General features: G+C 70.8%; 22 protein-coding genes. 13 read left to right on the top strand and 9 right to left on the bottom strand.

Going from position 1 to position 22,967, the window contains the following annotated elements:
* Nucleotides 1-79: 79 nt before the first annotated feature.
* The 5 genes from eccB to MYF83_RS15395 all read left to right on the top strand — a co-directional run bounded on the left by eccB (nt 80) and on the right by MYF83_RS15395 (nt 4,201).
* A complete protein-coding gene (eccB, locus tag MYF83_RS15415) occupies nt 80-1,516 on the top strand; it encodes a type VII secretion protein EccB (protein WP_248961030.1) in 1,437 nt (478 codons plus the stop codon).
* Between the two features lie 173 nt (nt 1,517-1,689).
* Entirely contained in the window at nt 1,690-2,007 is a 318-nt protein-coding gene (locus tag MYF83_RS15410; RefSeq protein ID WP_248961029.1) for a WXG100 family type VII secretion target, read from the top strand.
* 30 nt (nt 2,008-2,037) lie between these two features.
* On the top strand, nt 2,038-2,352 hold the full coding sequence (locus tag MYF83_RS15405) for a WXG100 family type VII secretion target (RefSeq protein ID WP_248961028.1): 315 nt from the start codon (nt 2,038-2,040) through the stop codon (nt 2,350-2,352).
* 86 nt (nt 2,353-2,438) lie between these two features.
* A complete protein-coding gene (locus MYF83_RS15400) occupies nt 2,439-2,837 on the top strand; it encodes a hypothetical protein (protein ID WP_248961027.1) in 399 nt (132 codons plus the stop codon).
* A gap of 29 nt (nt 2,838-2,866) precedes the next feature.
* Nucleotides 2,867-4,201 carry a WXG100 family type VII secretion target gene (locus MYF83_RS15395; RefSeq protein ID WP_248961026.1) on the top strand — a complete coding sequence of 445 codons (1,335 nt, stop codon included), beginning with the start codon at nt 2,867-2,869 and terminating at the stop codon, nt 4,199-4,201.
* A gap of 461 nt (nt 4,202-4,662) precedes the next feature.
* Here MYF83_RS15395 and MYF83_RS15390 read toward each other — a convergent pair whose 3' ends face one another.
* The 4 genes from MYF83_RS15390 to MYF83_RS15375 all read right to left on the bottom strand — a co-directional run bounded on the left by MYF83_RS15390 (nt 4,663) and on the right by MYF83_RS15375 (nt 8,026).
* Entirely contained in the window at nt 4,663-5,970 is a 1,308-nt protein-coding gene (locus MYF83_RS15390) for a hemolysin family protein (protein ID WP_248961025.1), read from the bottom strand.
* Nucleotides 5,967-6,446 carry an rRNA maturation RNase YbeY gene (gene ybeY, locus MYF83_RS15385; RefSeq protein ID WP_248961024.1) on the bottom strand — a complete coding sequence of 160 codons (480 nt, stop codon included), beginning with the start codon at nt 6,444-6,446 and terminating at the stop codon, nt 5,967-5,969. Before ybeY ends, MYF83_RS15390 begins: the two co-directional genes overlap by 4 nt.
* 8 nt (nt 6,447-6,454) lie before the next feature.
* Nucleotides 6,455-7,528 carry a PhoH family protein gene (locus MYF83_RS15380; RefSeq protein ID WP_372500161.1) on the bottom strand — a complete coding sequence of 358 codons (1,074 nt, stop codon included), beginning with the start codon at nt 7,526-7,528 and terminating at the stop codon, nt 6,455-6,457.
* A gap of 153 nt (nt 7,529-7,681) precedes the next feature.
* Nucleotides 7,682-8,026: a histidine triad nucleotide-binding protein gene (locus MYF83_RS15375; protein WP_248961023.1), complete on the bottom strand. Its 345-nt coding sequence runs from the start codon at nt 8,024-8,026 to the stop codon at nt 7,682-7,684.
* 272 nt (nt 8,027-8,298) lie between these two features.
* On the opposite strand from MYF83_RS15375, the gene MYF83_RS15370 reads away from it, so the two are divergent.
* Both MYF83_RS15370 and MYF83_RS42720 read left to right on the top strand, forming a co-directional pair.
* A complete protein-coding gene (locus tag MYF83_RS15370) occupies nt 8,299-8,778 on the top strand; it encodes a SigE family RNA polymerase sigma factor (RefSeq protein ID WP_248961172.1) in 480 nt (159 codons plus the stop codon).
* A complete protein-coding gene (locus MYF83_RS42720) occupies nt 8,775-9,476 on the top strand; it encodes a hypothetical protein (protein ID WP_279339575.1) in 702 nt (233 codons plus the stop codon). Before MYF83_RS15370 ends, MYF83_RS42720 begins: the two co-directional genes overlap by 4 nt.
* 99 nt (nt 9,477-9,575) lie before the next feature.
* Here MYF83_RS42720 and MYF83_RS15360 read toward each other — a convergent pair whose 3' ends face one another.
* The 3 genes from MYF83_RS15360 to hrcA are packed head-to-tail and all read right to left on the bottom strand — an operon-like array spanning nt 9,576 to nt 12,448.
* Nucleotides 9,576-10,301 (bottom strand): 16S rRNA (uracil(1498)-N(3))-methyltransferase, encoded by a 726-nt coding sequence (locus MYF83_RS15360; RefSeq protein WP_248961022.1) that lies wholly within the window; start codon nt 10,299-10,301, stop codon nt 9,576-9,578.
* Entirely contained in the window at nt 10,298-11,437 is a 1,140-nt protein-coding gene (gene dnaJ / locus MYF83_RS15355; protein ID WP_248961021.1) for a molecular chaperone DnaJ, read from the bottom strand. The genes MYF83_RS15360 and dnaJ overlap by 4 nt, the downstream gene beginning before the upstream one ends.
* Nucleotides 11,438-12,448: a heat-inducible transcriptional repressor HrcA gene (hrcA, locus tag MYF83_RS15350; protein WP_248961020.1), complete on the bottom strand. Its 1,011-nt coding sequence runs from the start codon at nt 12,446-12,448 to the stop codon at nt 11,438-11,440.
* Nucleotides 12,449-12,636: 188 nt separating this feature from the next.
* Here hrcA and MYF83_RS15345 point away from each other — a divergent pair, with 188 nt between their 5' ends.
* From MYF83_RS15345 to MYF83_RS15335, 3 genes are read left to right on the top strand one after another with little or no spacing between them, the layout of a single operon-like run.
* On the top strand, nt 12,637-13,500 hold the full coding sequence (locus MYF83_RS15345) for a hypothetical protein (RefSeq protein WP_248961019.1): 864 nt from the start codon (nt 12,637-12,639) through the stop codon (nt 13,498-13,500).
* Nucleotides 13,501-13,521: 21 nt separating this feature from the next.
* Nucleotides 13,522-14,346 carry a DUF3097 domain-containing protein gene (locus MYF83_RS15340; protein WP_248961018.1) on the top strand — a complete coding sequence of 275 codons (825 nt, stop codon included), beginning with the start codon at nt 13,522-13,524 and terminating at the stop codon, nt 14,344-14,346.
* A complete protein-coding gene (locus MYF83_RS15335) occupies nt 14,343-14,951 on the top strand; it encodes a DUF4870 domain-containing protein (protein ID WP_248961017.1) in 609 nt (202 codons plus the stop codon). Before MYF83_RS15340 ends, MYF83_RS15335 begins: the two co-directional genes overlap by 4 nt.
* 20 nt (nt 14,952-14,971) lie before the next feature.
* Here the strand turns inward: MYF83_RS15335 and hemW are convergent, their stop codons facing one another.
* Together hemW and lepA are read right to left on the bottom strand one after the other, a co-directional pair.
* The gene (gene hemW, locus MYF83_RS15330; RefSeq protein WP_248961016.1) at nt 14,972-16,189 is read right to left on the bottom strand and encodes a radical SAM family heme chaperone HemW; all 1,218 of its coding nucleotides are present in this window, start codon (nt 16,187-16,189) and stop codon (nt 14,972-14,974) included.
* 107 nt (nt 16,190-16,296) lie between these two features.
* Nucleotides 16,297-18,123, bottom strand: a complete 1,827-nt coding sequence (lepA, locus tag MYF83_RS15325) for a translation elongation factor 4 (RefSeq protein WP_248961015.1) — start codon at nt 18,121-18,123, stop codon at nt 16,297-16,299.
* 374 nt (nt 18,124-18,497) lie between these two features.
* On the opposite strand from lepA, the gene rpsT reads away from it, so the two are divergent.
* The 3 genes from rpsT to MYF83_RS15310 all read left to right on the top strand — a co-directional run.
* On the top strand, nt 18,498-18,770 hold the full coding sequence (gene rpsT / locus MYF83_RS15320) for a 30S ribosomal protein S20 (RefSeq protein WP_248961014.1): 273 nt from the start codon (nt 18,498-18,500) through the stop codon (nt 18,768-18,770).
* 264 nt (nt 18,771-19,034) lie between these two features.
* Complete coding sequence (locus MYF83_RS15315; protein ID WP_248961013.1) at nt 19,035-22,370, top strand: ABC transporter permease; 3,336 nt, start codon at nt 19,035-19,037, stop codon at nt 22,368-22,370.
* On the top strand, nt 22,367-22,967 hold a 601-nt coding region (locus tag MYF83_RS15310; protein WP_248961012.1), incomplete at its 3' end, for a hypothetical protein. The genes MYF83_RS15315 and MYF83_RS15310, both read left to right, overlap by 4 nt.

Below are 22,967 nucleotides of genomic sequence, written 5' to 3'. Positions count from 1 at the left end.
GGTCTCAGGCTGAAGGCCCCCGTTCGCGCACACGCTTCTATGCTGTCGGCGTTGACCCGCCAGGCAAGGCTGAGGTGGCATGCAGACCCGTCGTGATCTTTACCAGGCCCACCGGCTGATGATGCAGCGTCTGGGCATGGCCCTTCTGCAGGGGGAGCCCGACGTCCCGGAGTCCCCCATGCGCAGGCACAACGTCGCCATGTTCTGCGGCGTGCTGGTGGCGATCCTCGTCACGGCCTGCTTCGGCATCTACGGGCTGCTCAAGCCGGGGGGCGCGACCTCGCTGACCGCGCCCGGCACGCTGATCGTCGAGGAGGAGACCGGCGCGACGTTCGTCTACAGCGAGCAGGAGGCCAAGCTGATCCCGGTCGCCAACTACACCTCGGCCCGCCTGCTGCTCGACACCCCGGACGTGACGGTGCGCACGGTGTCGGCGGCGTCGCTCGCGGGCTTCACCCGGGGCACGCTGGTGGGCATTCCGGGCGCGCCCGAGACCCTGCCGGCGCCGGAGAAGCTGGTGCGCGGCCCCTGGTCGGTCTGCGTGGCCGAGACCGTGGACCCGTCCGGGACGCGCAAGCCGTACGTCTCGATGATCGGGGGCACGGACGTCGGCGGCAGGCCGTTCGGCGGCGACGCCATGATCGCCGATGACGGGCAGCAGTCCTGGGTGATCCTGGCGGACCGCCGGATGCGGGTCTCGGACACGGGGGCCCGGGCGCTCACGGCCGCGCCGCCTCGCCAGATCCCTTCGAGCTGGCTCAACGCGCTGCCCATCGGGCCCGACTTCCGTTCTCCCCGGATCCCCGCTCTCGGGCGGAAGGTCACCGGGCCGGACGGCCGCGCCTCGGCGGTCGGCCGCGTGTACACCGTGCCGGCGGTGACGGGGGGCGAGGCACGCTGGTACGTGCTGATGCACGACGGCCTGGCCGTGATCTCCCAGACCCAGGCCACGTTGCTTTTGGAGGATCCGGCGAGCAAGGCGGCGTACGGCAGGTACCGGGTCGTGCCGATCGTGGTCGACGCGGCCCGGGCGAACGCGTTCCCGCAATCCCGGACGTCGCTGGCCACAGCGGGCATGCCCGCCACGATGCCGAAGATCGCGACGCCGGATCCCGCCTCGCCGCTGTGCACCGTCTATTCGGACACGGCCAAGGGATCCACCCGCGCCCGCCTGACGATCGGCAGCCGCATCCGCATCCCGGTGCCGCCGAACGCCGGGGCCGACCAGGAGCACTTCGACCAGGTGATCCTGCCGCCGGGCGGCGCGGTGCTCGCGGGCCTGTTGCCGGGTGAGGGCCAGCTCGGCGCGGTGCAGAACTACGCACTGGTGACCGACCAGGGACGCAAGTTCCCCCTCGCCTCCGCCGAACTGCTGCAGAAGCTCGGCTACGACGGCACCAAGGTCGCGCCGCTTCCGGCGGGCGTCTGGCACCTCATCCCCGAAGGCCCTGCGCTGGACGTCGCCGCGGCCAGAACTCCCGTGCCGATCAGCCATACGGACGCGTTGAAGCCGTGATGTCATTGTTGGCCAGTGGTACGAAAAAATGTTACTGACTCGCAATGCGACATCTGTCCGCGATGTGGCGGATGATCCTAGTGTTTGTGTTGATCAGCATCGCGGGGGCGCATGATGCGTTTCGCAGTGTGGGCTACCGCGACAGGGCCAGGCCACACTCCTTGGAGGTACCAGTGGGCCAGCAGCAGACGGCAGCAGCGCTCCCCCAGATCGTCGAGTCGGCGAAGAAGACGGACGAGGCCCACACGTTCATCGCCAGCATCCAGACCCAGCTTCACGGTCACGTGGCGGAACTGCGCGCGGGCTGGGGCGGCCAGTCGGGCATGGCGTTCGAGTCCGTGTTCAACAGCTGGAACACCGAACTCAACGTCGTACTGCGTGAGCTCCAGGAGCTTGCCAGGAAGCTCCACGCCGCGGAGACCCGTTACCGCCAGACGGAAGTCGATCAGGCTGCGGTCGCGCACCGTCTCACCGGCAGCATCAACGCCTGACCGGCCCGCCTCGAACGAACGGAGATCATCATGGCTGGTATCAACAACGACGTCGACCGTACGCTGGTCAACTTCGGCTCGATGACCACGGGCCGCCAGGACTTCGCCCGGCAGTGGCAGGCGATGGAAGGCTCGCTCCAGGACCTCGAGACCAACCTCGACCGCCTGCTCGGCGAGTGGGAGGGCGACGCGCGCACTGCCTACTACACCGCGCGCGCCACGTGGGACGGCGCGTCCGCTCGCATGGCCGCCCTGCTGAGCCAGCTCGGCGCCGTCATCGAGCTTGGCCACGAGAACTTCGCCGCCACCGAGAAGGCCAACGTCGCCATGTTCGACGGCCGCTGAGGCGCGGCGAAATCCAGTGAACTCCCGGTAGCAGACCGCCCTGGCAGAGCGATGAACGCAGGCAGGGCGGCCTGAAGGCTTAGGGGATGAATATGCAGGACAGCGGCGGCGGCGGCGGCTATTCCATCTTCTACATCGATGGCAGCTGGCCCGGCGACGAGGACAAGGACGGGGTCGACGTCCATCACCCGTCCGTCAAGAACCTCCTCAAGGCGCTCGAAGACGATATCGAGCAGCTGAGGGGCTACAAGGCCGGCACGGCGCAGCATTTCAAGACGCACGGCACGGTCGCACCCGCGCACATGGGCGAGTGGGACGCGGCCATGCAGCTTCACGGTGTGTTCAGCCAGGCCCACACAGGGCTCACGACGAGCTATGACAAGCTCGTCGCCCAGTACGAGGCCGCGCTCGCCGTGGCCAGGGCGGCCTTCACCAACCTGGGTAGCGCCGAGCAGGCGAGCGATGTGGGTACCGCCGAAACGTGACGTAATCGGCAGCTAAACGATTGGGCGACATGGATCGCATCAGCGAGATTCAACCGATCAGGTTGGGCACCTCCGCACCAAGCGGAGACTCCGGCACCTATGGCGGCGTCGAGAGCGTACGGAAGAAGCTGCAGAACACCGATCCAGGTTCCGTGGCCGAGGCCGGAAACGCCTATATCTCGGCGGCCAGCGTGCTCGAAGGCACCCATAAACTCATCGAGCAGACTGCCAAGGAGATGGCCAAGCACTGGAAGGGCCCGTCGGCGAAGCAGGCCCAGGAGGCGCTACGGCTGCTGCACGCCTCTTCCCGTGAGCTCGCGGCGCGGGCCCGGACGGTGGGAGCCGCACACAAGGATTACGCCGACGAGTTGTCCAAGGCCAAGGCCAGCCTCCCGGACAGCGGTGCAGCCAGCTGGGACGACGACTGGTGGGGCTGGGCTTCGGAGGGCATGGGCACCTGGGACTCGGAGAACGAGCTCGCCCGCAAGAAGCTCGAAGAGCTCAACGCCAAGATGGTGCCCGTGTACGACTCGCTGCCGCCGGACGTCACCATGGTGCTTCCCGCCCCCGGCGCGCCAGTCCCACCGCCCGTCACCCAGACCACCTACAAGGGCGGCGGCGATCCCTATAAGGGTATCGGGACGGGCGGGACCACCTACCCCAGCGGCTCCGCGTACGACCCGACCGGCACAGGCACGGGCACCGGGACCGACGGCACGAGCGGCCTTCCGGGCGACGGCTCGACCACCCTTCCCGGTAGCACGGGGGACGGCACGGGCACGGGCAATGGGACAGGAACGGGGAACGGCACCGGGAACGGCACGGGCACCGGTGGGACCGGGACGAACGTCCCAGGTGGCCTCAACGACCCCACCGGTGGGCAGAACGGAACCGGAGCGAACGGCGGCACGGGCACCGCTGGGACCGGGACCGACCCCCGCTCCACCAACCTGGCCGGGCTCGACCCCTCCACCGGACTGAACAACCCCGCGCTCAACACGACCGGTCTCAACACGCCGACCCTCTCGAACCCGAACACCACCGGGCTCAACTCGCCGACGGGCCTGAACGGGACCGGCCTCACCAGCCCCACGGGCGTGGGGACGGGACCGCTGGGCTCCGGCAGCTCCGGCCTCAACGGCGGCACCGCCTTCGGCAGCGGCTCAGGGCTGACGGGCGCCGCCGGTCAGAACCTCGCGCGTGCCGCCACAGGAGCCAACGGGATGGGCGGCATGCCGTTCATGCCGATGGGCGGCGGCCAGGGCGGCGAGCAGAACCAGGACCGCGAGCGCAGCACCTGGCTGACCGGAGACGAGAGCGACTGGGGCACCGACGACCATGTCGCCCCGACCGTGATCTGCTGACCGGCCACCATCCGTCGCGACGGGACCCCGACCATCCCGTCGCGACGAGTTCCAACGTCGGTTACGGATGGCCACCACCCGTCGCGTCGAGCACGGAACGGATGCCAAAAGGGTGCCCCCACCTGCCCAGCGCAGGCGGAGGCACCCTTTTGGCGTGCCGTGCCCCGGCCGGTCACCCGGCCAGGGCCGCCACGCTTCCCCCCGGCCCTCCCAGTGTCCCGCGAACCCCTCCCCGGCACACCGGCCCTCCCCCTTACCGGCGCCCCGAGCCATTGGGCGCCTGGAAGAAAGCTCCCATGCGCCACTTGCAAGTCACTTAAAGCCCGCTTGACTCATATGCCGGTATTCGCCCCATAGAGCCCTCCAACCGAACGGAAGCCGGACCACGGGCGCGGAACACTCGCTTGCAGCGCGCGGGCCGGCCCGGGTACACCGACAGCGGCAGCCTGACCGCCGCCGGATCAGTCGTGTTCGGCGGAGGCGGGGATGGGGAGGTCTGGTACGGGGATCACGCGTTGGACGACGACCGTGCTGATGCGGTTGCGGCGGCCGGCGGTGCTCTCGGCGGTCAGGCTGAGTCCATCGACGGTGGCGCGTGAGCCCGCGATGGGGACGCGGCCGAGGGCGTGGGCCAGCAGGCCGCCGACCGTGTCGACGTCGTCGACCTCCAACTCGATGCCGAAAAGCTCGCCCAGCTCGTCGATCGACAGCCGGGCCGTCACCCGGGCGCTGCCGTCGTCCAGCCATTCGACGCGCGGGGCCTCCTGGTCGTACTCGTCGGTGATCTCACCGACGATCTCCTCCAGGACGTCCTCGATGGTGACCAGCCCGGCCGTGCCGCCGTACTCGTCGATCACGATGGCGAGGTGGATCTGGCGTGCCTGCATCTCGCGCAGGAGCTCGTCGATCGGCTTGCTCTCCGGCACGTAGGTGGCCGGCCGCATGAGCGATCCGACCTTCTCCTGCTCGGCGCCGCCGGCGGTCGCCTCGTGCACCCGGCTGACGATGTCCTTGAGGTAGGCGATGCCGACGACGTCGTCCTCGTTCTCGCCGACCACGGGGATGCGCGAGAAACCGCTGCGCAGCGCGAGCGAGAGGGCCTGGGAGAGGGTCTTGCCGCGTTCGATGAACACCATGTCCGTGCGCGGCACCATCACCTCGCGGACGAGCGTGTCGCCCAGCTCGAACACCGAGTGGATCATCTGGCGCTCGTCGGGTTCGATGACCCGGCGTTCCTCGGCCAGGTCGACCAGGTCGCGCAGCTCGGCCTCCGAGGTGAACGGGCCGTCGCGGAAGCCCTTGCCGGGGGTGAGCGCGTTGCCGAGCAGGATGAGCAGCTTGGGCAGCGGCCCGAAGATGCGCGTCAGCCCGTACACGATGGGGGCGCTCGCCAGCGCGACCGGCTCGGCGTGCTGGCGGCCGAGGGTGCGCGGCGAGACGCCGACGATGACGTAGCTGATCAGGATCATGACGCCGGCGGCCGCGGCGTACGCCTGGCCCTTGTCACCGAACCAGTCGATGAAGAGCAGCGTCGCGATCACCGTGGCGATCAGCTCGCAGCTGAGGCGGAGCAGCAGCAGCAGGTTGAGGTAGCGCGGCGGGTCGGCCACGATGGCCCGCAGTCGCTGCGCGCCCCGCTTCCCCTTGCGCGCGAACTCCTCGGCGCGCACCCGGGAGATGCGGGCCAGGGCCGTCTCAGCGCTGGCCAGCAGGCCACCGAGGAAGATCAGTAGGGCGGCCGACAGCAACCACCCGCTGGGGGAACTCACGGCTCCCGCCGCACCTCCCGCCACGCCTCGAGCAACTCGCCCTGAAGGCCGAACATCTCAGCGTGCTCCTCGGGCTCGGCGTGGTCGTAGCCGAGGAGGTGCAGGATGCCGTGTGTGCAGAGGAGCTCCAGCTCCTCGCGGGTGCTGTGGCCGGCCTCGGCGGCCTGCTTGGCCGCGACCTGCGGGCACAGCACCACATCGCCCAGCAACGCCGGGTCGAGCGGGGCGTCGCCGTCCTGGCGGGAGCCTCCGGAGTTCGGCCGCAGCTCGTCCATCGGGAAGGCCAGCACGTCCGTCGGCCCGGGCTCGCCCATCCACTGCTCGTGGAGCTGGGACATCGCCGCCTCGTCCACGATGAGGATGGAAAGCTCGGCCAGTGGGTGGATGCCCATGCGCCCGAGCACGTGACCGGCCAGCTTCACGAGCGAGGATTCGTCGATCTCCACGCCCGACTCGTTGGCCACCTCGATACTCATGGTGTTTCTTATCTCCCCCGCGGGCGCTTGCCGCCCTTGATCGCATGCGGCTCGGCGGTCGCGAGATCGTGGCGGCTGTAGGCGTCGATGATGTCGCTCACCAGCTTGTGCCGCACGACGTCCGCGCTCGTCAGCCTGCAGAAATGGATGTCCGGAATGCCCTCCAGGATATCCTGGACGACCTTCAGGCCGCTGTCCTGGCCGCCGGGAAGGTCGATCTGGGTGACGTCACCCGTGACGACGATCTTCGCGCTGAACCCCAGGCGGGTGAGGAACATCTTCATCTGCTCGGGGGAGGTGTTCTGCGCCTCGTCCAGGATGATGAAGGCGTCGTTGAGCGTGCGCCCGCGCATGTACGCCAGCGGAGCCACCTCGATCGTGCCCGCCGCCATCAGGCGCGGGATCGAGTCGGGGTCGAGCATGTCGTGGAGCGCGTCGTACAGCGGGCGCAGATAAGGGTCGATCTTCTCGTACAGCGTGCCCGGCAGGAAGCCCAGCCGCTCCCCCGCCTCGACCGCCGGCCGGGTGAGGATGATGCGGTTGACCTCCTTGGCCTGGAGGGCCTTAACGGCCTTGGCCATCGCCAGGTAGGTCTTGCCCGTGCCCGCCGGGCCGATGCCGAAGACGACGGTGTGCTTGTCGATCGCGTCGACGTACCGCTTCTGGTTCACCGTCTTGGGACGGATCGTGCGGCCGCGCGAGGACAGGATGTCCAGCGACAGCACGTCGGCCGGGCGGCCGGAGCTCATGCGCAGCATGGCGATGCTGCGCTCCACGGCGTCGGTGGTGAGCTGCGCTCCGGACCGTACGAGCTCGACCATCTCCTCGAACAGCCGCACGACCAGGCTGCTCTCCTCAGGGCTACCACTGATGGTGATCTCGTTGCCGCGGACGTGGACGTCCGCGCGGAACGCGCCCTCGATGACCCGCAGCAGCTCGTCGCGGGAACCGAGGATGGTCACCATCGAGTGCTCGTCGGGGATCACCACCTTGGCCTGCGTGCGGGACGGGCCTTTGGTTCGCGGCGGTTCGCTGGTCTGCGCGCCATTGGGCGCGCTACGGGGTTCGTATGACTCGGACATGGGCGGCCCTTACGGCCTGCTCGCCTCCCGGTCTGATGTACGTGTGTGTCGCGCTGATTATGGGCGCGTGTGTCGCGGTCGCTCGACGGCGTTCAGCCGCCCGGCATCCGGCCCGGCCGCACCGCTATCAACCACATGGTATCCGGGCTCGGCTCAACCCGGAGGCCACTGGAGGTCACGGCCGCCGACCACGTGCCCGTGCACGTGGAAGACCGTCTGGCCGGCCTGCGGACCGGTGTTGAAGACCAGGCGGTAGCCGGTGTCGGCCACGCCTTCCTGGACGGCGACCGCGTGCGCCGTCTTCAGCACCTCGTCGGCGAGCCCCTCGTCCGCCGCCGCCAGGGCCGCGGTGTTCTCGTAGTGCCCCTTGGGGATCACGAGCACGTGGGTCGGCGCCTGGGGGTTGACGTCCCTGAAGGCCACCGTGCGGTCGGTCTCGTAGACGATCGTGGCCGGGATCTCCTTGGTCACGATCTTGCAGAACAGGCAGTCTGTCACGCCCGAATGCTAGTCACCTCTGTTGCCAATCGGTAATACCGAGTAGGTCCCGTGGAAAGATCCACCCGCTAGGGTTGGTGTGCGACACTTCAGCGTCAGTAAGCGGTAAGTGTCGGCCAGGCCACCGGCGAGGACACAACTGGGTCATGCCCCCTAAAGAACCGCCAGAGCGTAAACCCTCTGGGAAGGCCGTGCGTCCAACAGATGTGACCACCGAGACCCTGGTGGCCGAAAGGTCGCTCGGGGCGGTGCCCGTCGGATGGGACGCCGACATGGCCGTTACGGCGCTCTACAGCGCCCATTATCGGTCGCTTGTGCGTCTCGCCATGCTGTTGGTCCGCGATAGCGCGACCGCGGAGGAAGTCGTGCAGGACGCGTTCGTCGCCCTTCATGGGGCATGGCGGCGCCTGCGCGACACCGACAAGGCACTCGCCTACTTGCGCCAGTCGGTCGTCAACCGATCGCGCTCAGTGCTCCGTCATCGTGCCGTCGTGGAGAAGTACGCCCCCAAGGGGCTTCCCGACGCGCCGAGCGCGGAGAACGGAGCCATAGGAGAGCTCGAGCGGTCCGCCGTCATCGAGGCGCTTCGCGGGCTTCCGACCAGGCAGCGCGAGGCACTGGTGCTGCGTTACTACGGCGATCTCTCGGAAGCCGAGATCGCCCACGCCATGGGCATCAGCAAGGGTGCGGTGAAGAGCCACACAGCCCGCGGCATGGCCGCACTACGCACGACACTGGAGCAATTGTCATGACCGAGTCCCCCGACGAGTACGGCGAGGTCCTCCGCCGTGTCTTGCGCGCGGAGGCGGATTCTGTCGTGCCCTCCGCAGAAGGACTGCAGATCATCCGCACGCGCATCGAGCAGCGCGACGTGCGGGGCATTTTTTGGTGGCGGGCCGCCGCATCGGCGTTCGGAGCCGTCCTGGTGGCCGCCACGGTGGTGATGGTCGTCCCCGACCTGCGAGAGCAGTTCACCGACCAGCAGATCGTGCCCGTCCAGTTCGACACCTCGCCGCCCGACGAGTCGAGCACCCGCCGCCCGTGGAACGGCGTCCAGTCGCCCGTCGGCGGGTCCCAGCGGCCGGGGGCGACCCCCGTGACGACCCCGACACCGTCCCCGGTGGCGCCCAAGCCCACCGTGACGACCTCGCCGGGCAACGACTGCGCCACCGTGGCCCCGACGGCCGTGGAGCCGGAGGCGGGCGAGTCCCCGCAGCCCTGCGCGGAGCCCACGGCCACCGACTCCGGGCCCGAGGCGACCACCAGGCCCGATTCCACACCCACGCCCACGCGGTCGCCGAGTCCCACCCCCACGCCGAAGATCACGGCGTCCTCCAAGCCGACGGTGGAGCCGACCGTGGACCCCTCGCCGCCCCCCACCGACACCGCGCCTCCGGTGGCCACCCCAATGATGACCACCGAGTCCGACAACACCGCCCCGCAGACCTAGCCTCCCCGGCGGGCCGGGGAGGTCACTAGCGGGACCTGGCCTCTTCGGCCGGCCTAGACGGTTACCAGCGGACCTGCTCTCTTCGGCGGGCCGGGGCGGTCACCAGCGGCCCGAGCGGGTGAGGAGCACGGCGGCGGCGGCCACGCCCGCCGTGGAAGTGCGCAGCACGGTCGGGCCCAGCAGGGCCGGCGTGGCGCCGGCCTCCCTGAAACGCTTGATCTCGTCGTCGGTGATGCCCCCTTCGGGGCCGACCACCACGACGATGTCACCGGTCGCCGGCAGCTCGAGGCCCGACAGCGGCTCGGCGGCCTCCTCGTGGAGCACGGCCGCGACGGCCGCGCCGCGCAGCAGGGCCGCCACCTCGGCCGTCGTCGCCTGCTCGGCGACCTCCGGCAGGTGGAACCGCCGCGCCTGCTTGCCGGCCTCCCTGGCGGTGGAGCGCCAGCGGGCCAGGGCCTTCGCCGCGCGGTCGCCCTTCCACTGGGTCACGCTCCGGGCGGCCGCCCACGGGACGATGACGTCCACCCCGGCCTCGGTCATCATCTCGACCGCCAGCTCGCCCCGGTCGCCCTTGGGCAGCCCCTGGACGACGACGAGACGCGGCGCGGGCGCGGGCACCTCACGGCGGCCGAGCACCCGCAGCCGGAGCGAGTCCTTCGCGACATCGTCCACGACGCATTCGGCGACCGCGCCCCTGCCGTCGGTCAGGTCGACACGCTCACCGGCGCGCAGCCGCCGCACGGTGGCGGCGTGCCGGCCCTCGGCGCCGGAAAGGGTGATCTCCTCCGCCGACAGGTCGCCGGCCAGGAACACGGGAACGGTCATCGGCCGTTGAAGGCGTCCCTGAGCCGGGAGAAGAAACCCTGCTGGCCGGGGGCGAACTTGCCCGGCGGGCGCTCCTCGCCGCGCAGCTTGGCCAGCTCCTTGAGCAGCTCCTCCTGGGCCGGGTCGAGGCGGTTCGGCGTCTCCACGTTGAAGTGGATCAGCAGATCGCCCCTGCCGGTCTCGTTGAGCCGCTGGATGCCGCGACCGTACAACGGGATGACCTGGCCCGACTGGGTGCCCGGACGCACGTCGATCTCCTCGGCGCCGTCGAGCGTCTCGACGGTCAGGATCGTGCCGAGAGCCGCGGCCGTCATCGGGATCTGGACCGTGCAGTGCAGGTCGTCGCCCCGCCGCTCGAAGATCTCGTGCGGCCGCTCGACGATCTCGAGGAACAGGTCGCCGGGCGGGCCGCCGCCGGGACCGACCTCGCCCTCGCCGGCGAGCTGGATATGCGTGCCGTCCTCGACGCCGGCCGGGATGCGAACCTTGATCGTCCGGCGGGTGCGGACCCGCCCGTCCCCGGAGCACTCCTGGCAGGGGTGCGAGATGACCGAGCCGAAGCCGCCGCACTGCGGGCAGGGGCGCGCGGTCATCACCTGGCCGAGGAACGACCGGGTGACCTGGGAGATCTCGCCCCGGCCGTGGCACATGTCGCAGGTGTCGGGATGCGTGCCCGCCGCGGCGCCCGACCCCTGGCACACCTCGCACAGCACGGCGGTGTCCACCACCAGCTCGCGCGTGGTGCCGAACGCGGACTCCGACAGGTCGAGCTCGACGCGGATCGTCGCGTTGCGGCCGCGCCTGGCCCGCGAGCGGGGCCCTCGCGACCCGCCACCGCCGCCGAAGAAGGCGTCCATGATGTCGCTGAACGGGAAGCCCGCGCCGAAGCCCGCCGCGCCGGCCCCGGCCGCCCCGGCCCCGCCGAAGGGGTCGGCTCCGAGATCGAACATCTGGCGCTTGTTCGGGTCCGACAGGACCTCGTACGCCTGGTTGATCTCCTTGAAGCGCTCCTGCGTCTCAGGATCGGGGTTGATGTCAGGGTGGAGCTCTCGTGCGAGGCGCCGATACGCCTTCTTGATCTCGTCCTGGCTGGCGTCACGGCGGACCCCCAGGATGCCGTAGTAGTCGCGGGCCACCTAGGACCCCGCCAGGATCTGGCCGACATAGCGTGCCACTGCGCGCACCGCTCCCATCGTCACCGGGTAGTCCATTCGCGTCGGGCCCAGCACTCCAAGCCGAGCCAGTTCATTGTCGCCCGAACCGTACCCGGCTGCGACGATCGAGGTGCCGCGAAGCCCGGAGTAGGGGTTCTCCGAGCCGATGCGCACGGTGAGGGCGGCGGAGTCGTTCGCCTCGCCGAGCAGCCGCATCAGCACGACCTGCTCCTCCAGCGCCTCCAGCACCTCGCGCAGGCCGACACTGAAGTCGCCCGCGAGGTTGGCCGCGCCGGCGAAGACTATCTTCTCGTCGTGCCGGTCGACCAGGGTCTCGAGAAGCACGGAAAGTATCGTGGCCGCCACCGGCCGGTCTTCCTCGGGGAGCCGCTCCTGCAGATCGGCGACCGTCTCGGGCACCCGGCTCAGCCGGCAGCCGTCGAGGCAGGCGTTGAGCACCGCCCGGAGATGCGCGATGCGGTCGTCCTCCACCACGTCGGGAAGGTCGACGACGCGCTGCTCGACCCGCCCGGTGTTGGTGATCAGCACCAGCATGATACGCCGCTCGGCCAGCGGGACCAGCTCGACGTGCCGGACCGCCGAACGGATCAGCGACGGGTACTGCACCACGGCCACCTGCCGGGTCAACTGCGCCAGCAGCCGCACCGTACGGGTCACCACGTCGTCGAGATCGACGGCGCCCGCGAGGAACGTCTCGATCGCGCGGCGCTCGGCCGCCGACAGCGGCTTGATCTGGGACAGCCGGTCGACGAACAGGCGGTACCCCTTGTCGGTGGGCACCCGCCCCGCGCTGGTGTGGGGTTGTGTGATGTAGCCCTGCTCCTCGAGCACGGCCATGTCGTTTCGCACGGTGGCCGGAGAGACGCCCAGATTGTGACGCTCCGCCAACGCCTTCGACCCGACCGGCTCGTTGGTGGACACGTAGTCCTCGACAACGGCGCGCAGAACAGCAAGCTTACGCTCATCGAGCAACGCGTGCTCACCTCCCTGCCTTCGCGTTCGTGCCCCGGGTGAACACCTGGTCTGGCACTCAGTGTTCCCGAGTGCCAAGTGTACGGCTCCCGGCCACAGGGTGCGATAACTCACCTGGACCACCTCACCTAGTCGGCGACAAGCCACTTGCCATCCGACGTCAAGTGGTCTCCGCCAGGCTTAACCCCATGAGCGAGAACGATCCCCGTCTGACCGACGCGACCACGCGGCTTCCGCGTCCCGACTCCGCCGGCCGGCAGGCTCCCCCTCCCGGCCCCCAGGCTCCCCCTCCCGGCGCCTCCTCCTACGGCGCCCCCACCGGCCCTTCGTACGGCACCCCGCCCGGAGCGCCCCAGCACGGCGGCCCCGCGGGGGCACCCCAGTACGGCGGGTCCTCCTTCGGCGCGCCGCCGCCCGGTTCCGCGCAGCCGTACTACGGAGCCGCCCCGCAGGCCGCCGGCCCGGTGCGGCCCCGCATCCTGTGGATCGTGCTCGCGTGGCTCATCGCCGTGGTCTGCGGCATCGTGGGCGTCGTGGGCTTCGCCGGCGGCATATTCAAGACCATCAGCGACGCGGCCCCCACCCAGACGTTCCAGAGCGGCGGCAGCGTGTCGGTCACGCTCGACCCCAAGGACGGGCCCATCCTGTACGCCTCCGCGTCCGGGCCCACGGACGTCAGCTGCTTCGCCCTGGACGGCTCGGGGAAGAAGGCCGCGCTGACTCAGCCCAAGACCTCCCAGACCGTCACCTCCGACGGCCGGGTGTGGGAGGCCCTGTTCGACATCGGCGTGCCCGCGACCGGCACCTACAAGGTGAGCTGCCAGGCCGAGGAAGGCAAGCAGGTGCTGTTCGGCGTCGGCAAGTCGCTGACCGCCAACTCCGGGGCGCTCGCCGGCGGCGTGGCCTCGCTGTTCCTGATCCCGCTCGCCGGGTTCGTCTTCGCCGTCGTCACCACGATCGTCGTCCTCGTGCGGCGCAGCCGTAACCGCAAGCGCCGGGCGGCGGCCTCGTACGGCGGCGCGTGGCCGCAGGGAACCCCGCCGGGAGCATGACCTTTGCTAGCCTGCCCTGGTATGCGGGACTACGGACACGACGTGCTGGCCGGAGACTGGCGGAGGCCGCTACGCGGGAAGATCCCGCAGGTGCCCGCCGAGCTCGATCTCGTGGTGGAGGACGCCGAGGGCGGTTTCTGCGGGGCCGTGGTGGCCTGTGACAAGGAGGCCGTCACCCTGGAGGACCGCTTCGGGCGGCGCCGGGTGTTCCCGCTCGCGCCGGCCGCGTTCCTGCTCGACGGCAAGCCCGTGACGCTGGTACGTCCTGCCCCGGCCGCCGCCGCCCAGAGCCCCTCCCGCAGCGCGTCGGGCTCGATCGCGGTGGGCGGCCTGCGGGCGCGCGTCGCCAGGGAGAGCCGCATCTACGTCGAGGGCGTGCACGACGCGTCCCTCGTGGAGAAGATCTGGGGCCACGACCTGCGCGTGGAGGGCGTCGTCGTCGAGTACCTCGAGGGCGTCGACGACCTCCCGGCGATCGTGGCGGAGTTCGAGCCCGGCCCGGGGCGGCGTCTCGGCGTGCTGGTCGACCATCTGGTCCCCGGTTCCAAGGAGAGCCGCATCGCGGCCCAGGTGTCCTCTCCGCACGTGCTCGTGGTCGGGCACCCCTTCGTGGACATCTGGGCGGCGGTGAAGCCCTCCGCCGTGGGCATCCCGGCGTGGCCGCAGGTGCCGCGCGGCGTTCCCTGGAAGGAGGGCGTGATCGACGCGCTCGGCTGGCGGCTTTCGCCGCCGGAGGCCTGGCGCCGCGTTCTCGCCTCCGTCCACACCTATACCGATCTCGAACCGGAGCTTCTGGGCCGCGTCGAGGAGCTGATCGACTTCGTGTCGACCGAGGAGAATCGATGAGCGAGTCCCCCTACGACCGCCCCGCCGACGACACCCCGCACGACCACCGCCCCGAGCCCGAGCACGGCCGCCCGGAGTTCGACCCTCCTCAGCACGGCGCGCCCGGCCCCCAGGACTACGGCCACCCGCAGCCCGGCTACGGGGAGCAGGGCTACGGTCAGCCCACTTACGGGCAGCCCGGCTACGGGCAGCCCGGCTACGGACAGCAGGGGTACGGGCAGCCGGGGTACGGGCCGCCGAGACTCCCTGTCGAGCCGCACGTGCCCGGCAGGTACGGGCCGCGTCCCGGATCCGACGACACGACCCTGGCGATGCTCGCCCACCTGCTCGGCCTGCTCACCTCGTTCCTCGGCCCGCTGGTGCTGTATCTGGTCAAGAAGGACGAGTCGCCCTACGTGCGCGACCAGGCGGCCGAGGCGCTGAACTTCCAGATCACGCTCTTCATCGCGTACGCGGTCTGCGCCATCCTGGCCCTGATCCTCATCGGCTTCCTGCTGATGTTCGTGGTGTGGATCGGCTCCCTGATCTTGATGATCATGGCTTCCGTGGCGGCCAACCGGGGCGAGAACTACCACTACCCCATGAACATCCGTTTCGTCAGCTGAGCCCCGCGGCCCCTGGCGGGTCAGGTCAGATCGCGCACCAGGGCGTCGGCGAGCAGCCGGCCTCTCAGCGTGAGGACGGCCCGGCCGCCGCGGAAGGGCTCGGGCTCCAGCAGCCCGTCCGCGAGTGCCCGGGCGACGGCGGTGCGGGCGTGCGGGTCGATCTCGGCGAGCGGGAACCCCGAGTCCAGGCGCAGCTCCAGCATCAGCCGCTCGACGTGCCGGTCGGCCTGTGACAGCACCTCGCGCGCGTGGGCGGGCGAGGACCCGGAGGCCAGGCGCGAGGCGTAGGCGGCAGGGTGCTTGACGTTCCACCAGCGCGTGCCGCCCACGTGGCCGTGCGACCCCGGGCCGACGCCCCACCAGTCTCCGCCGGTCCAGTAGAGCAGGTTGTGGCGGCATCGAGCGTCCTGCGAGGTGGCCCAGTTGGACACCTCGTACCAGGAGAACCCCGCCTCCGACAGCATCGCGTCGGCGATGAGGTAGCGGTCGGCGGCCACGTCGTCGTCGGGCATCGGCAGCTCGCCCCTGCGGATGCGGGCGGCCAGCCGGGTGCCCTCCTCGACGATCAGCGAGTACGCCGACACGTGGTCGGGACCGGCCTCGATCGCCGCCGCCAGGGAGGCGCGCCAGTCGTCGTCGCTCTCCCCGGGCGTGCTGTAGATCAGGTCGAGGTTGACGTGCCCGAACCCGGCGTCCCGGGCCTCCCGGACGGCCCGGGCGGGGCGGCCGGGGGTGTGGCGGCGGTCGAGGACGGCGAGGACGTGCTCCTTCGCGCTCTGCATGCCGAAGCTGACGCGGGTGAACCCGCCGGCGCGCAGGCTCTCGAGATAGGCGGGGTCGACCGACTCGGGATTGGCCTCGGTGGTCACCTCGGCGCCCGGCGCCAGCCCGAACTCCGCGTCGACGGCCCGCAGGATCCTGACCAGGTCGCCGGCGGGCAGGAGGGTCGGCGTGCCGCCGCCGAAGAAGACCGTGCGCACGGGCAGGTCGGCGTCGCCGAGGACCCTGCGCGCCAGCCGCACCTCCGCGATGGCCGTCTCGGCGTAGTCGGCGCGGGAGGCGCCCGGGCCGAGCTCGGCGGCGGTGTAGGTGTTGAAGTCGCAGTAGCCGCAGCGGGTCACGCAGAACGGCACGTGGACGTAGAAGCCGAACGGCCGCGAGCCGAGGCCCTCATGGGCGGTCGCGGGCAGCTCGCCCGACGCGGGCACGGCATCGCCGTCGAGAAGTACGGAAGGCACGCTCCCAGTCTGCCCCTCCCCCGCCCGTGCCCCGGACGCCCTGTGGACAAAGGGCACAGCAACCGGCGGGGGAGAGCCCGCAGGAGCCCGCATAGAGGGCCGAGAGGCTACTTCTTCGCCTTGTCAGGGCTCGCGCCTTCGGTGGAGAGCGCGGCGACGAAGGCCTCCTGGGGCACCTCGACGCGGCCCACCATCTTCATGCGCTTCTTGCCTTCCTTCTGCTTCTCCAGCAGCTTGCGCTTACGGCTGATGTCGCCGCCGTAGCACTTGGCGAGGACGTCCTTGCGGATGGCGCGGATGTTCTCGCGGGCGATCACGCGGGCGCCGATGGCCGCCTGGATCGGCACCTCGAACTGCTGCCGGGGAATGAGGTCCTTGAGCTTCTTGGCCATCTCGACGCCGTAGGCGTAGGCCTTCTCGCGGTGGACGATCGCGCTGAAGGCGTCGACGGCCTCGCCCTGCAGGAGGATGTCGACCTTGACCAGATCGGCGTCCTGCTCGCCGGAGGGCTCGTAGTCGAGGGAGGCGTACCCCCGCGTACGGGACTTGAGCTGGTCGAAGAAGTCGAAGATGATCTCGCCGAGGGGCAGGGTGTACCGGATCTCCACGCGGTCCTCGGAGAGGTAGTCCATGCCGAGCAGCGCGCCGCGCCGGCCCTGGCAGAGCTCCATGATCGCGCCGATGTGGTCGGAGGGAGAGAGCAGGGTCGCCTTCACCACCGGCTCGTAGATCTCGGCGATCTTGCCGGCCGGGAACTCCGACGGGTTGGTGACGACGAGCTCCTTGCCGTCCTCCATGATCACCCGGTAGATGACGTTCGGGGCGGTGGAGATCAGCGAGAGGTTGAACTCGCGCTCCAGCCGCTCGCGGACGATCTCCATGTGGAGCAGGCCGAGGAAGCCGCACCGGAAGCCGAACCCGAGCGCGGCGGAGGTCTCCGGCTCGTAGACCAGGGCCGCGTCGTTCAGCCGCAGCTTGTCCAGGGCCTCGCGCAGCTCGGGATAGTCGTCGCCGTCGATGGGATACAGGCCGGAGTAGACCATCGGCCTCGGGTGGTCGTACCCGCCGAGGGCCTCCTGCGCCGGGCGCGCGGTCGTGGTGACCGTGTCGCCGACCCGCGCCTGCCGGACGTCCTTCACACCCGTGATGAGGTAGCCGACCTCGCCCACGCCCAGCGACGTGGACGGCACCGGCTCGGGCGAGATGACGCCGAGCTCCAGGGTCTCGTGCGCGGCCCCGGTCGACATCATGATCGTGCGCTCGCGCTTGGAGAGCCGGCCGTCGATGACCCGGACATAGGTGACGACGCCCCGGTAGGTGTCGTACACCGAGTCGAAGATCAGCGCCCGCGCCGGGGCGGCGGCGTCGCCGACCGGGGCCGGCACGTGCGCGACGACGTGGTCGAGCAGCTCCTTGACGCCCTCGCCGGTCTTGCCCGACACCCTCAGCACGTCGGAGGGCTCGCAGCCGATCAGGCCCGCGATCTCCTCGGCGTACTTCTCCGGCTGCGCGGCCGGCAGGTCGATCTTGTTGAGCACCGGGATGATGTGCAGGTCGGCGTTCATCGCCAGGTAGAGGTTGGCCAGCGTCTGCGCCTCGATGCCCTGCGCCGCGTCGACCAGCAGGACCGCGCCCTCGCACGCCTCCAGGGACCGGGAGACCTCGTAGGTGAAGTCGACGTGCCCGGGGGTGTCGATCATGTTGAGCACGTGACCGTCCCACGGGAGCCGCACGGCCTGCGACTTGATGGTGATGCCGCGCTCGCGCTCGATGTCCATGCGGTCGAGGTACTGAGCGCGCATCTGCCGGGCGTCGACCACACCGGTCAGTTGCAGCATCCGGTCGGCAAGCGTGGACTTGCCGTGGTCGATGTGCGCGATGATGCAGAAGTTGCGGATCAACGCGGGGTCGGTCTGGCCAGGCTGGATGCGCACCGGGGTCCGTTTCGGCAGGATTGACGATGATCGGAAGGCTGGGCGGGCCAGCCGCTGACCATGGTGGCACGCCTGGGCGGTCACCCAGGCAGCGTCACCCGGACAGCAGATCGGCGCGGCGATTGCCCCCGCACACCGCTAGGCGAGGTGCACACCCTCGCCTTCGCCGGCATGCCGGTGCCGCGCTTCGCCTTCCAGTTTACCGGGCAGCAAGACCACCAAGCTCGTCACTGCGCTAGGATGGCTTCGCAGGGGTGTGCCGTGGTCCGTCGATTTGAGCGCGGACCTGGCATGTTGGTACTCTGTTCAACTGCGTGTGGCGCGCCCTCTCTGCCCGCGCGCCCCATCCAATCGACTTTCACCGAGGCTTCTTCGTGGCGAACATCAAGTCCCAGATCAAGCGCAACCGGCAGAACGAAAAGGCCCGGCTGCGTAACAAGGCCGTCAAGTCGTCCCTGAAGACGGCGGTTCGCAAGTTCCGCGAGGCCGCCGAGCAGGGCAACGTGGAGGAGGCCGCCGTCCTCATGCGCGCTGCCTCGCGTCAGCTCGACAAGGCTGTCAGCAAGGGCGTCATCCACAAGAACCAGGCGGCCAACCGCAAGTCGGCCATCGCCAAGCGCGCCGCCGACCTCCAGCCGGCGCAGTAGCTCAGGCATCCCACAACGCCGTGTCCGTCCAGGGCGCGGCGTTTTGGCATGCCCGCACACCATCTGCCACTACGCGGTTCCCGGCACCCGGTGGGCGGCGCCAAGCGCCCAACACTGACCGAGTGCGGAAATGTCGCGATTTCGGCATCACACCGCCGTTGCCGCACGATATCGGGTCCGTCACCTTCTCCCCTGACCCCTTCTTTCCCACAACGCCGCCCGTGAGGATCAGAAAACGCGGACGGCACAGCGAGAGGCGGGTTCATGCGGGGGCGGACACCTTTGGTGCTGCGGCGTGCCTTCAGCGAGCCCCTCCTGCTGTTCGCGGCCTTCGGCTCGATCCTCCTGGCCACCACCACGCTGGTCGCGCTGACCATGTACGCCTCCTCGATCGCCGAGGTCGGCGTCCGCCGGGCTATGGAGACGGCCTCCGCCGGCACCACGGCGATCAAGATCAGCGCTCCCGTCCAGCAGGCGACCTTCCCGGAGATCGACCGGACCGTACGCGCCCGCATCACCGAACGTGTCCGGGACGGCCGCGCCGACGTGCCCGTGCACGTCACGCTCAGCGCCCGTTCCGACTCCTACGCCGTCCCCGGGCAGGAGGGCCGCAAGCAGCCCGACCTGACCCGGTTCGGCGTCTACGACGGGCTGGACCAGAACGCCAAGCTCATCCAGGGCGCCTGGCCCCGGCCCGCCCCGCGCGGCACGGTCGAGGTGGCACTCTCCCAGGCCGCCGCCCAGGCGATGAACCTCGCCGCAGGCAGCGAGTTCACCGTCGTCGGCCGGCTCGACCACAAGCCCGTGCACGCGAAGGTGACCGGTGTCTTCCAGCTCGCCGACCCCTACGCCGACCGCTGGGACGGCGAGGACCTGCTGCGCAAGGGGGTGGACCGCGGGAACTACACGACCTATGGCCCGCTCATGGTCCCCCAGGAGACCTTCCTCGGCAGGTTCACCGCCACCAGCATCGCCGCGACCTGGACCGCGCAGCCCGACCTGCGGAACCTGCCTCCCGAGCGCCTGCGCCCGTTCGCCGCGTCGGTCACCGCGCTGGGCACCGACCTCAAGCGGGACTGCCCGTCGTGCACGACCTACACCCGGCTGCCCGACATGCTCACCCAGCTCGACCAGGCGGCCCTGGTCGCCCGCTCCACCATGCTCGTCCCCGTCCTGCAGCTTCTCCTTCTCGCCGCGTACGCGCTGGTCCTGACCGCGCGGCTGCTGGCCGACCACCGGCGCATGGAGGTGGCGCTGCTGCGCTCCCGGGGAGCGGGCAGCGTCAGGCTGGCCGTCCTCACCGGCACCGAGGCCCTGCTCGTCGCGGTGCCCTGCGCCGCCGTCGCGCCGTTCCTCGCGCCCGCCCTGCTCCGCCTGGTCAACGCGATCCCCTGGATCCAGGCCGCCGGAGTCCAGATCGCCCCCGAACCGGACGCCGTGACCTTCGCGGTGTCGGCCGGCGTCGCGCTGGCGTGCGCCGTACTGCTCGCGCTGCCCGCGCTGCGCGGCGCCCGCCGCACGTACGTGGAGGAGCAGGCGACCCGCGGCCGGGGCGACCGGCAGGGGCTGCTGGAGCGGGCGGGAGGCGACGTCGCGCTGCTCGCGGTCGCCGCGCTCGCGATCTGGCAGCTCCAGCACTACGGCGCGCCCGTCACCGCCACCGCCGGAGGCGAGCTCGGCATCGACCCGCTGATCGTCACCGGCCCCGCGCTCGCCCTGCTCTGCGGGGGCATGCTCGGGCTGCGGCTGGTGCCACGGGTCTCGCGCGTCGCCGAGCGGTTCACCTCGCGGCGTCCCAGCCTGTCGCCCGCGCTCGGCGCCTGGCAGGTGAGCCGCCGCCCGATGCGGTACTCCGGGCCCGCGCTGCTGCTCACCATGGCGGTGGCGATCGGCGTCGTGTCCATGGCCACCGCCACCACCTGGCGCACCTCCCAGCAGGACCAGGCACGCCACCAGGCGGCGGCGGACCTGCGGGTGTCGGGGCCGCCGGAGACGCCGGAACTCGGACTGCTCGGCAGGGGCGCGACCTACGGCGGGCTCGCGGGCGTCACGGCCGTCAGCCCGGTCTACCGGGGCGTCACCTCGTTCTCCGGCGCCAGCCCCACGCTCCTGGCCGCCGACGCCACCAAGCTCGACCGGTTGCTGATGCTCCGCCCCGACCTGTCGTCCGACTCGGTGCGGACCATCGCCGGACGGCTCGCCGCCGGACGGCCCGAGGCCCCCGCCCTGGAGCTGCCGGGGACGCCCAAGAAGCTCACGATGGACGTGCGGCTCGGCCTCACCATGCCCGCCGAGTGGGGACAGTACGCCGACCTGAGGCTTCGCGTGATCCTCTCCGACGCGCTCGGCGCCCATCGAGAGGTCCAGGTCGGGCCGATCGTCCCCGACGGCGAGCCGCATCCGGTCACCGTCGACCTGGCCGCGCAGGCCGGGCGGTCAGGCCGGCTCAGCTACCCGCTGAGCGTCCGCGGGTTCCTCCTGGACCTCCCGGTCCCCGCGCGCGGCAGCGGCCTCACCATGACCGTGGAGGGCGCGAAGACCGACAGTGGCGTCCCGGTCACCATGCCCGGAGCGCTCCAGTGGGGTCACACCGTGCGCGGCGAGGACCACATCGACGCCCACCAGGTGACCGTAGGCGGCAACGCGCAGAAGGCGCCGTCCGGTTCCGTGCTGCTCTCCGTCACCGTCCCGGCGCCGAAGGCGCAGCAGCCGCCCGAGCCCGCCGACCCCGAGTACCTCGCCGTCGTCGCGGCGCCCGCCGGAGTCCCCAACGACGCCCTGTTCCTCCCCTCCGACCAGGGCAGGATCTTCCGGCCGGTACCCGTGGTCCTCACCACCGACCTCGCCGCCGACGAGAAGCTGACCGTGGGCAAGACCGCGATGCTGGACATGGACGGCGAGCCCATCACGATCCAGGTCGCCGGCATCGTCTCGGCCATGCCCGGCACGCCGCCCGGCACCTCCGCCATCCTCGCCGACCTGCCCACCCTGCTGACCAGGGACGTCTTCGGCGCCCGGGTGCCCCGGCCGGCCGGCGAGTGGTGGATGGCCGCCCGGGACGGCGACACCACCGCGGCGGCGGCCGAGCTGGCCCGCCACCCCGACTGGGACCAGACCGTGGTCGACATCGCGACGCTCACCAGGCAGCTCAGGGACGATCCCCTGGCCAGCGGGCTGCAGGGGGCGCTCATCCTCGGCTTCGTCGCCGCGCTGATCTTCGCGGTGCTCGGGTTCCTGGTCAACGCCGCCGTCGCGGCACGGGAACGGATGGCGGAGTTCGCGATCCTGCGGGCCCTCGGCGTGAGCTTCCGCCAGATCTTCGGGCTGCTCGCCGTCGAGCAGACGTTCCTGATCGGGCTCTCACTGGCCGGCGGCACGCTGCTGGCCGTGGGTGTCGCCAGCCTGGTGGTCCCGCACATCGTGCTGACCGGGCAGGCGGTCTCGGTGACCCCGTCCGTGCTGCTCGACATCCCCTGGCCGGCCACGATCGCGCTGCTGGCCGCGGTCGCCGCGCTGTTGTTCGCGATCGTGGCGGGACTCGCCCGCTCGCTCCGCCGGCAGGGTCTCGGCCGGGCCCTGCGGATCGGAGAGGACCGATGAACCCGCTGCTTCTCCTCAAGGTCCACCGGGGCTCGGCGACCGTACTGGCGTTGCTGGCGCTGAGCGCGACGCTGCTGGTGTGCGCGCTCCCCCGGGCGTTCGAGCGCACCTACGACAGCGCGCTGAACGGTGTCCTGACCGGCACCGGCGCCACCTTGACCGACATCACCGTCGCCTACCGGCCGAGGTCGGACCGCGAGCAGCTCGGCACCGTGGAGCCGTTCCAGGTGGGCGACCGGCACTTCCGCCGCACGCTCCCACCGGCCGTCGCGGCGGTGCTCGACCACCGGCCCGGCGACCGCAGCCACTTCGCGGCCAAGACCACCGGCACCCCGGTGGCGGACCGCGTCGGCCCCGGCCACCGGCCCCTCCAGTACGTCGACCTCGCCTGGCTGTCCGACGTGGACCGGCGGATCCGCTACGTGGCGGGCTCTCCTCCCGGGGCGCCGAGCACCGTGGCCCACGTTCCCGGCCATCCCACGTTCCGCGACATCACGCTGTTCCCGATCGCCCTGTCCAAGCGGGCCTCGGAGCAGATGGACATCCCGATCGGCACCACGCTGGTGCTGGGCAACAGCCGTCCGTCGCTGGCGCGGG

It is taken from the genome of Sphaerisporangium perillae (assembly GCF_023276435.1).
Lineage (GTDB): Bacteria > Actinomycetota > Actinomycetes > Streptosporangiales > Streptosporangiaceae > Sphaerisporangium > Sphaerisporangium perillae.
Note: the sequence above shows the minus strand (reverse complement) of the source record. Positions and strands in the feature narration are given on the sequence as shown.

Excerpts from the sequence above, each read along its gene's own strand:
- eccB (WP_248961030.1), top strand. The coding sequence starts at position 80 with ATGCAGACCCGTCGTGATCTTTACCAGGCCCACCGGCTGATGATGCAG.
- MYF83_RS15405 (WP_248961028.1), top strand. The coding sequence starts at position 2,038 with ATGGCTGGTATCAACAACGACGTCGACCGTACGCTGGTCAACTTCGGC.
- MYF83_RS15400 (WP_248961027.1), top strand. The coding sequence starts at position 2,439 with ATGAATATGCAGGACAGCGGCGGCGGCGGCGGCTATTCCATCTTCTAC.
- MYF83_RS15395 (WP_248961026.1), top strand. The coding sequence starts at position 2,867 with ATGGATCGCATCAGCGAGATTCAACCGATCAGGTTGGGCACCTCCGCA.
- ybeY (WP_248961024.1), bottom strand. The coding sequence starts at position 6,446 with ATGAGTATCGAGGTGGCCAACGAGTCGGGCGTGGAGATCGACGAATCC.
- MYF83_RS15380 (WP_372500161.1), bottom strand. The coding sequence starts at position 7,528 with ATGTCCGAGTCATACGAACCCCGTAGCGCGCCCAATGGCGCGCAGACC.
- MYF83_RS15370 (WP_248961172.1), top strand. The coding sequence starts at position 8,299 with ATGGCCGTTACGGCGCTCTACAGCGCCCATTATCGGTCGCTTGTGCGT.
- MYF83_RS42720 (WP_279339575.1), top strand. The coding sequence starts at position 8,775 with ATGACCGAGTCCCCCGACGAGTACGGCGAGGTCCTCCGCCGTGTCTTG.
- MYF83_RS15360 (WP_248961022.1), bottom strand. The coding sequence starts at position 10,301 with ATGACCGTTCCCGTGTTCCTGGCCGGCGACCTGTCGGCGGAGGAGATC.
- MYF83_RS15345 (WP_248961019.1), top strand. The coding sequence starts at position 12,637 with ATGAGCGAGAACGATCCCCGTCTGACCGACGCGACCACGCGGCTTCCG.
- MYF83_RS15340 (WP_248961018.1), top strand. The coding sequence starts at position 13,522 with ATGCGGGACTACGGACACGACGTGCTGGCCGGAGACTGGCGGAGGCCG.
- MYF83_RS15335 (WP_248961017.1), top strand. The coding sequence starts at position 14,343 with ATGAGCGAGTCCCCCTACGACCGCCCCGCCGACGACACCCCGCACGAC.
- MYF83_RS15315 (WP_248961013.1), top strand. The coding sequence starts at position 19,035 with ATGCGGGGGCGGACACCTTTGGTGCTGCGGCGTGCCTTCAGCGAGCCC.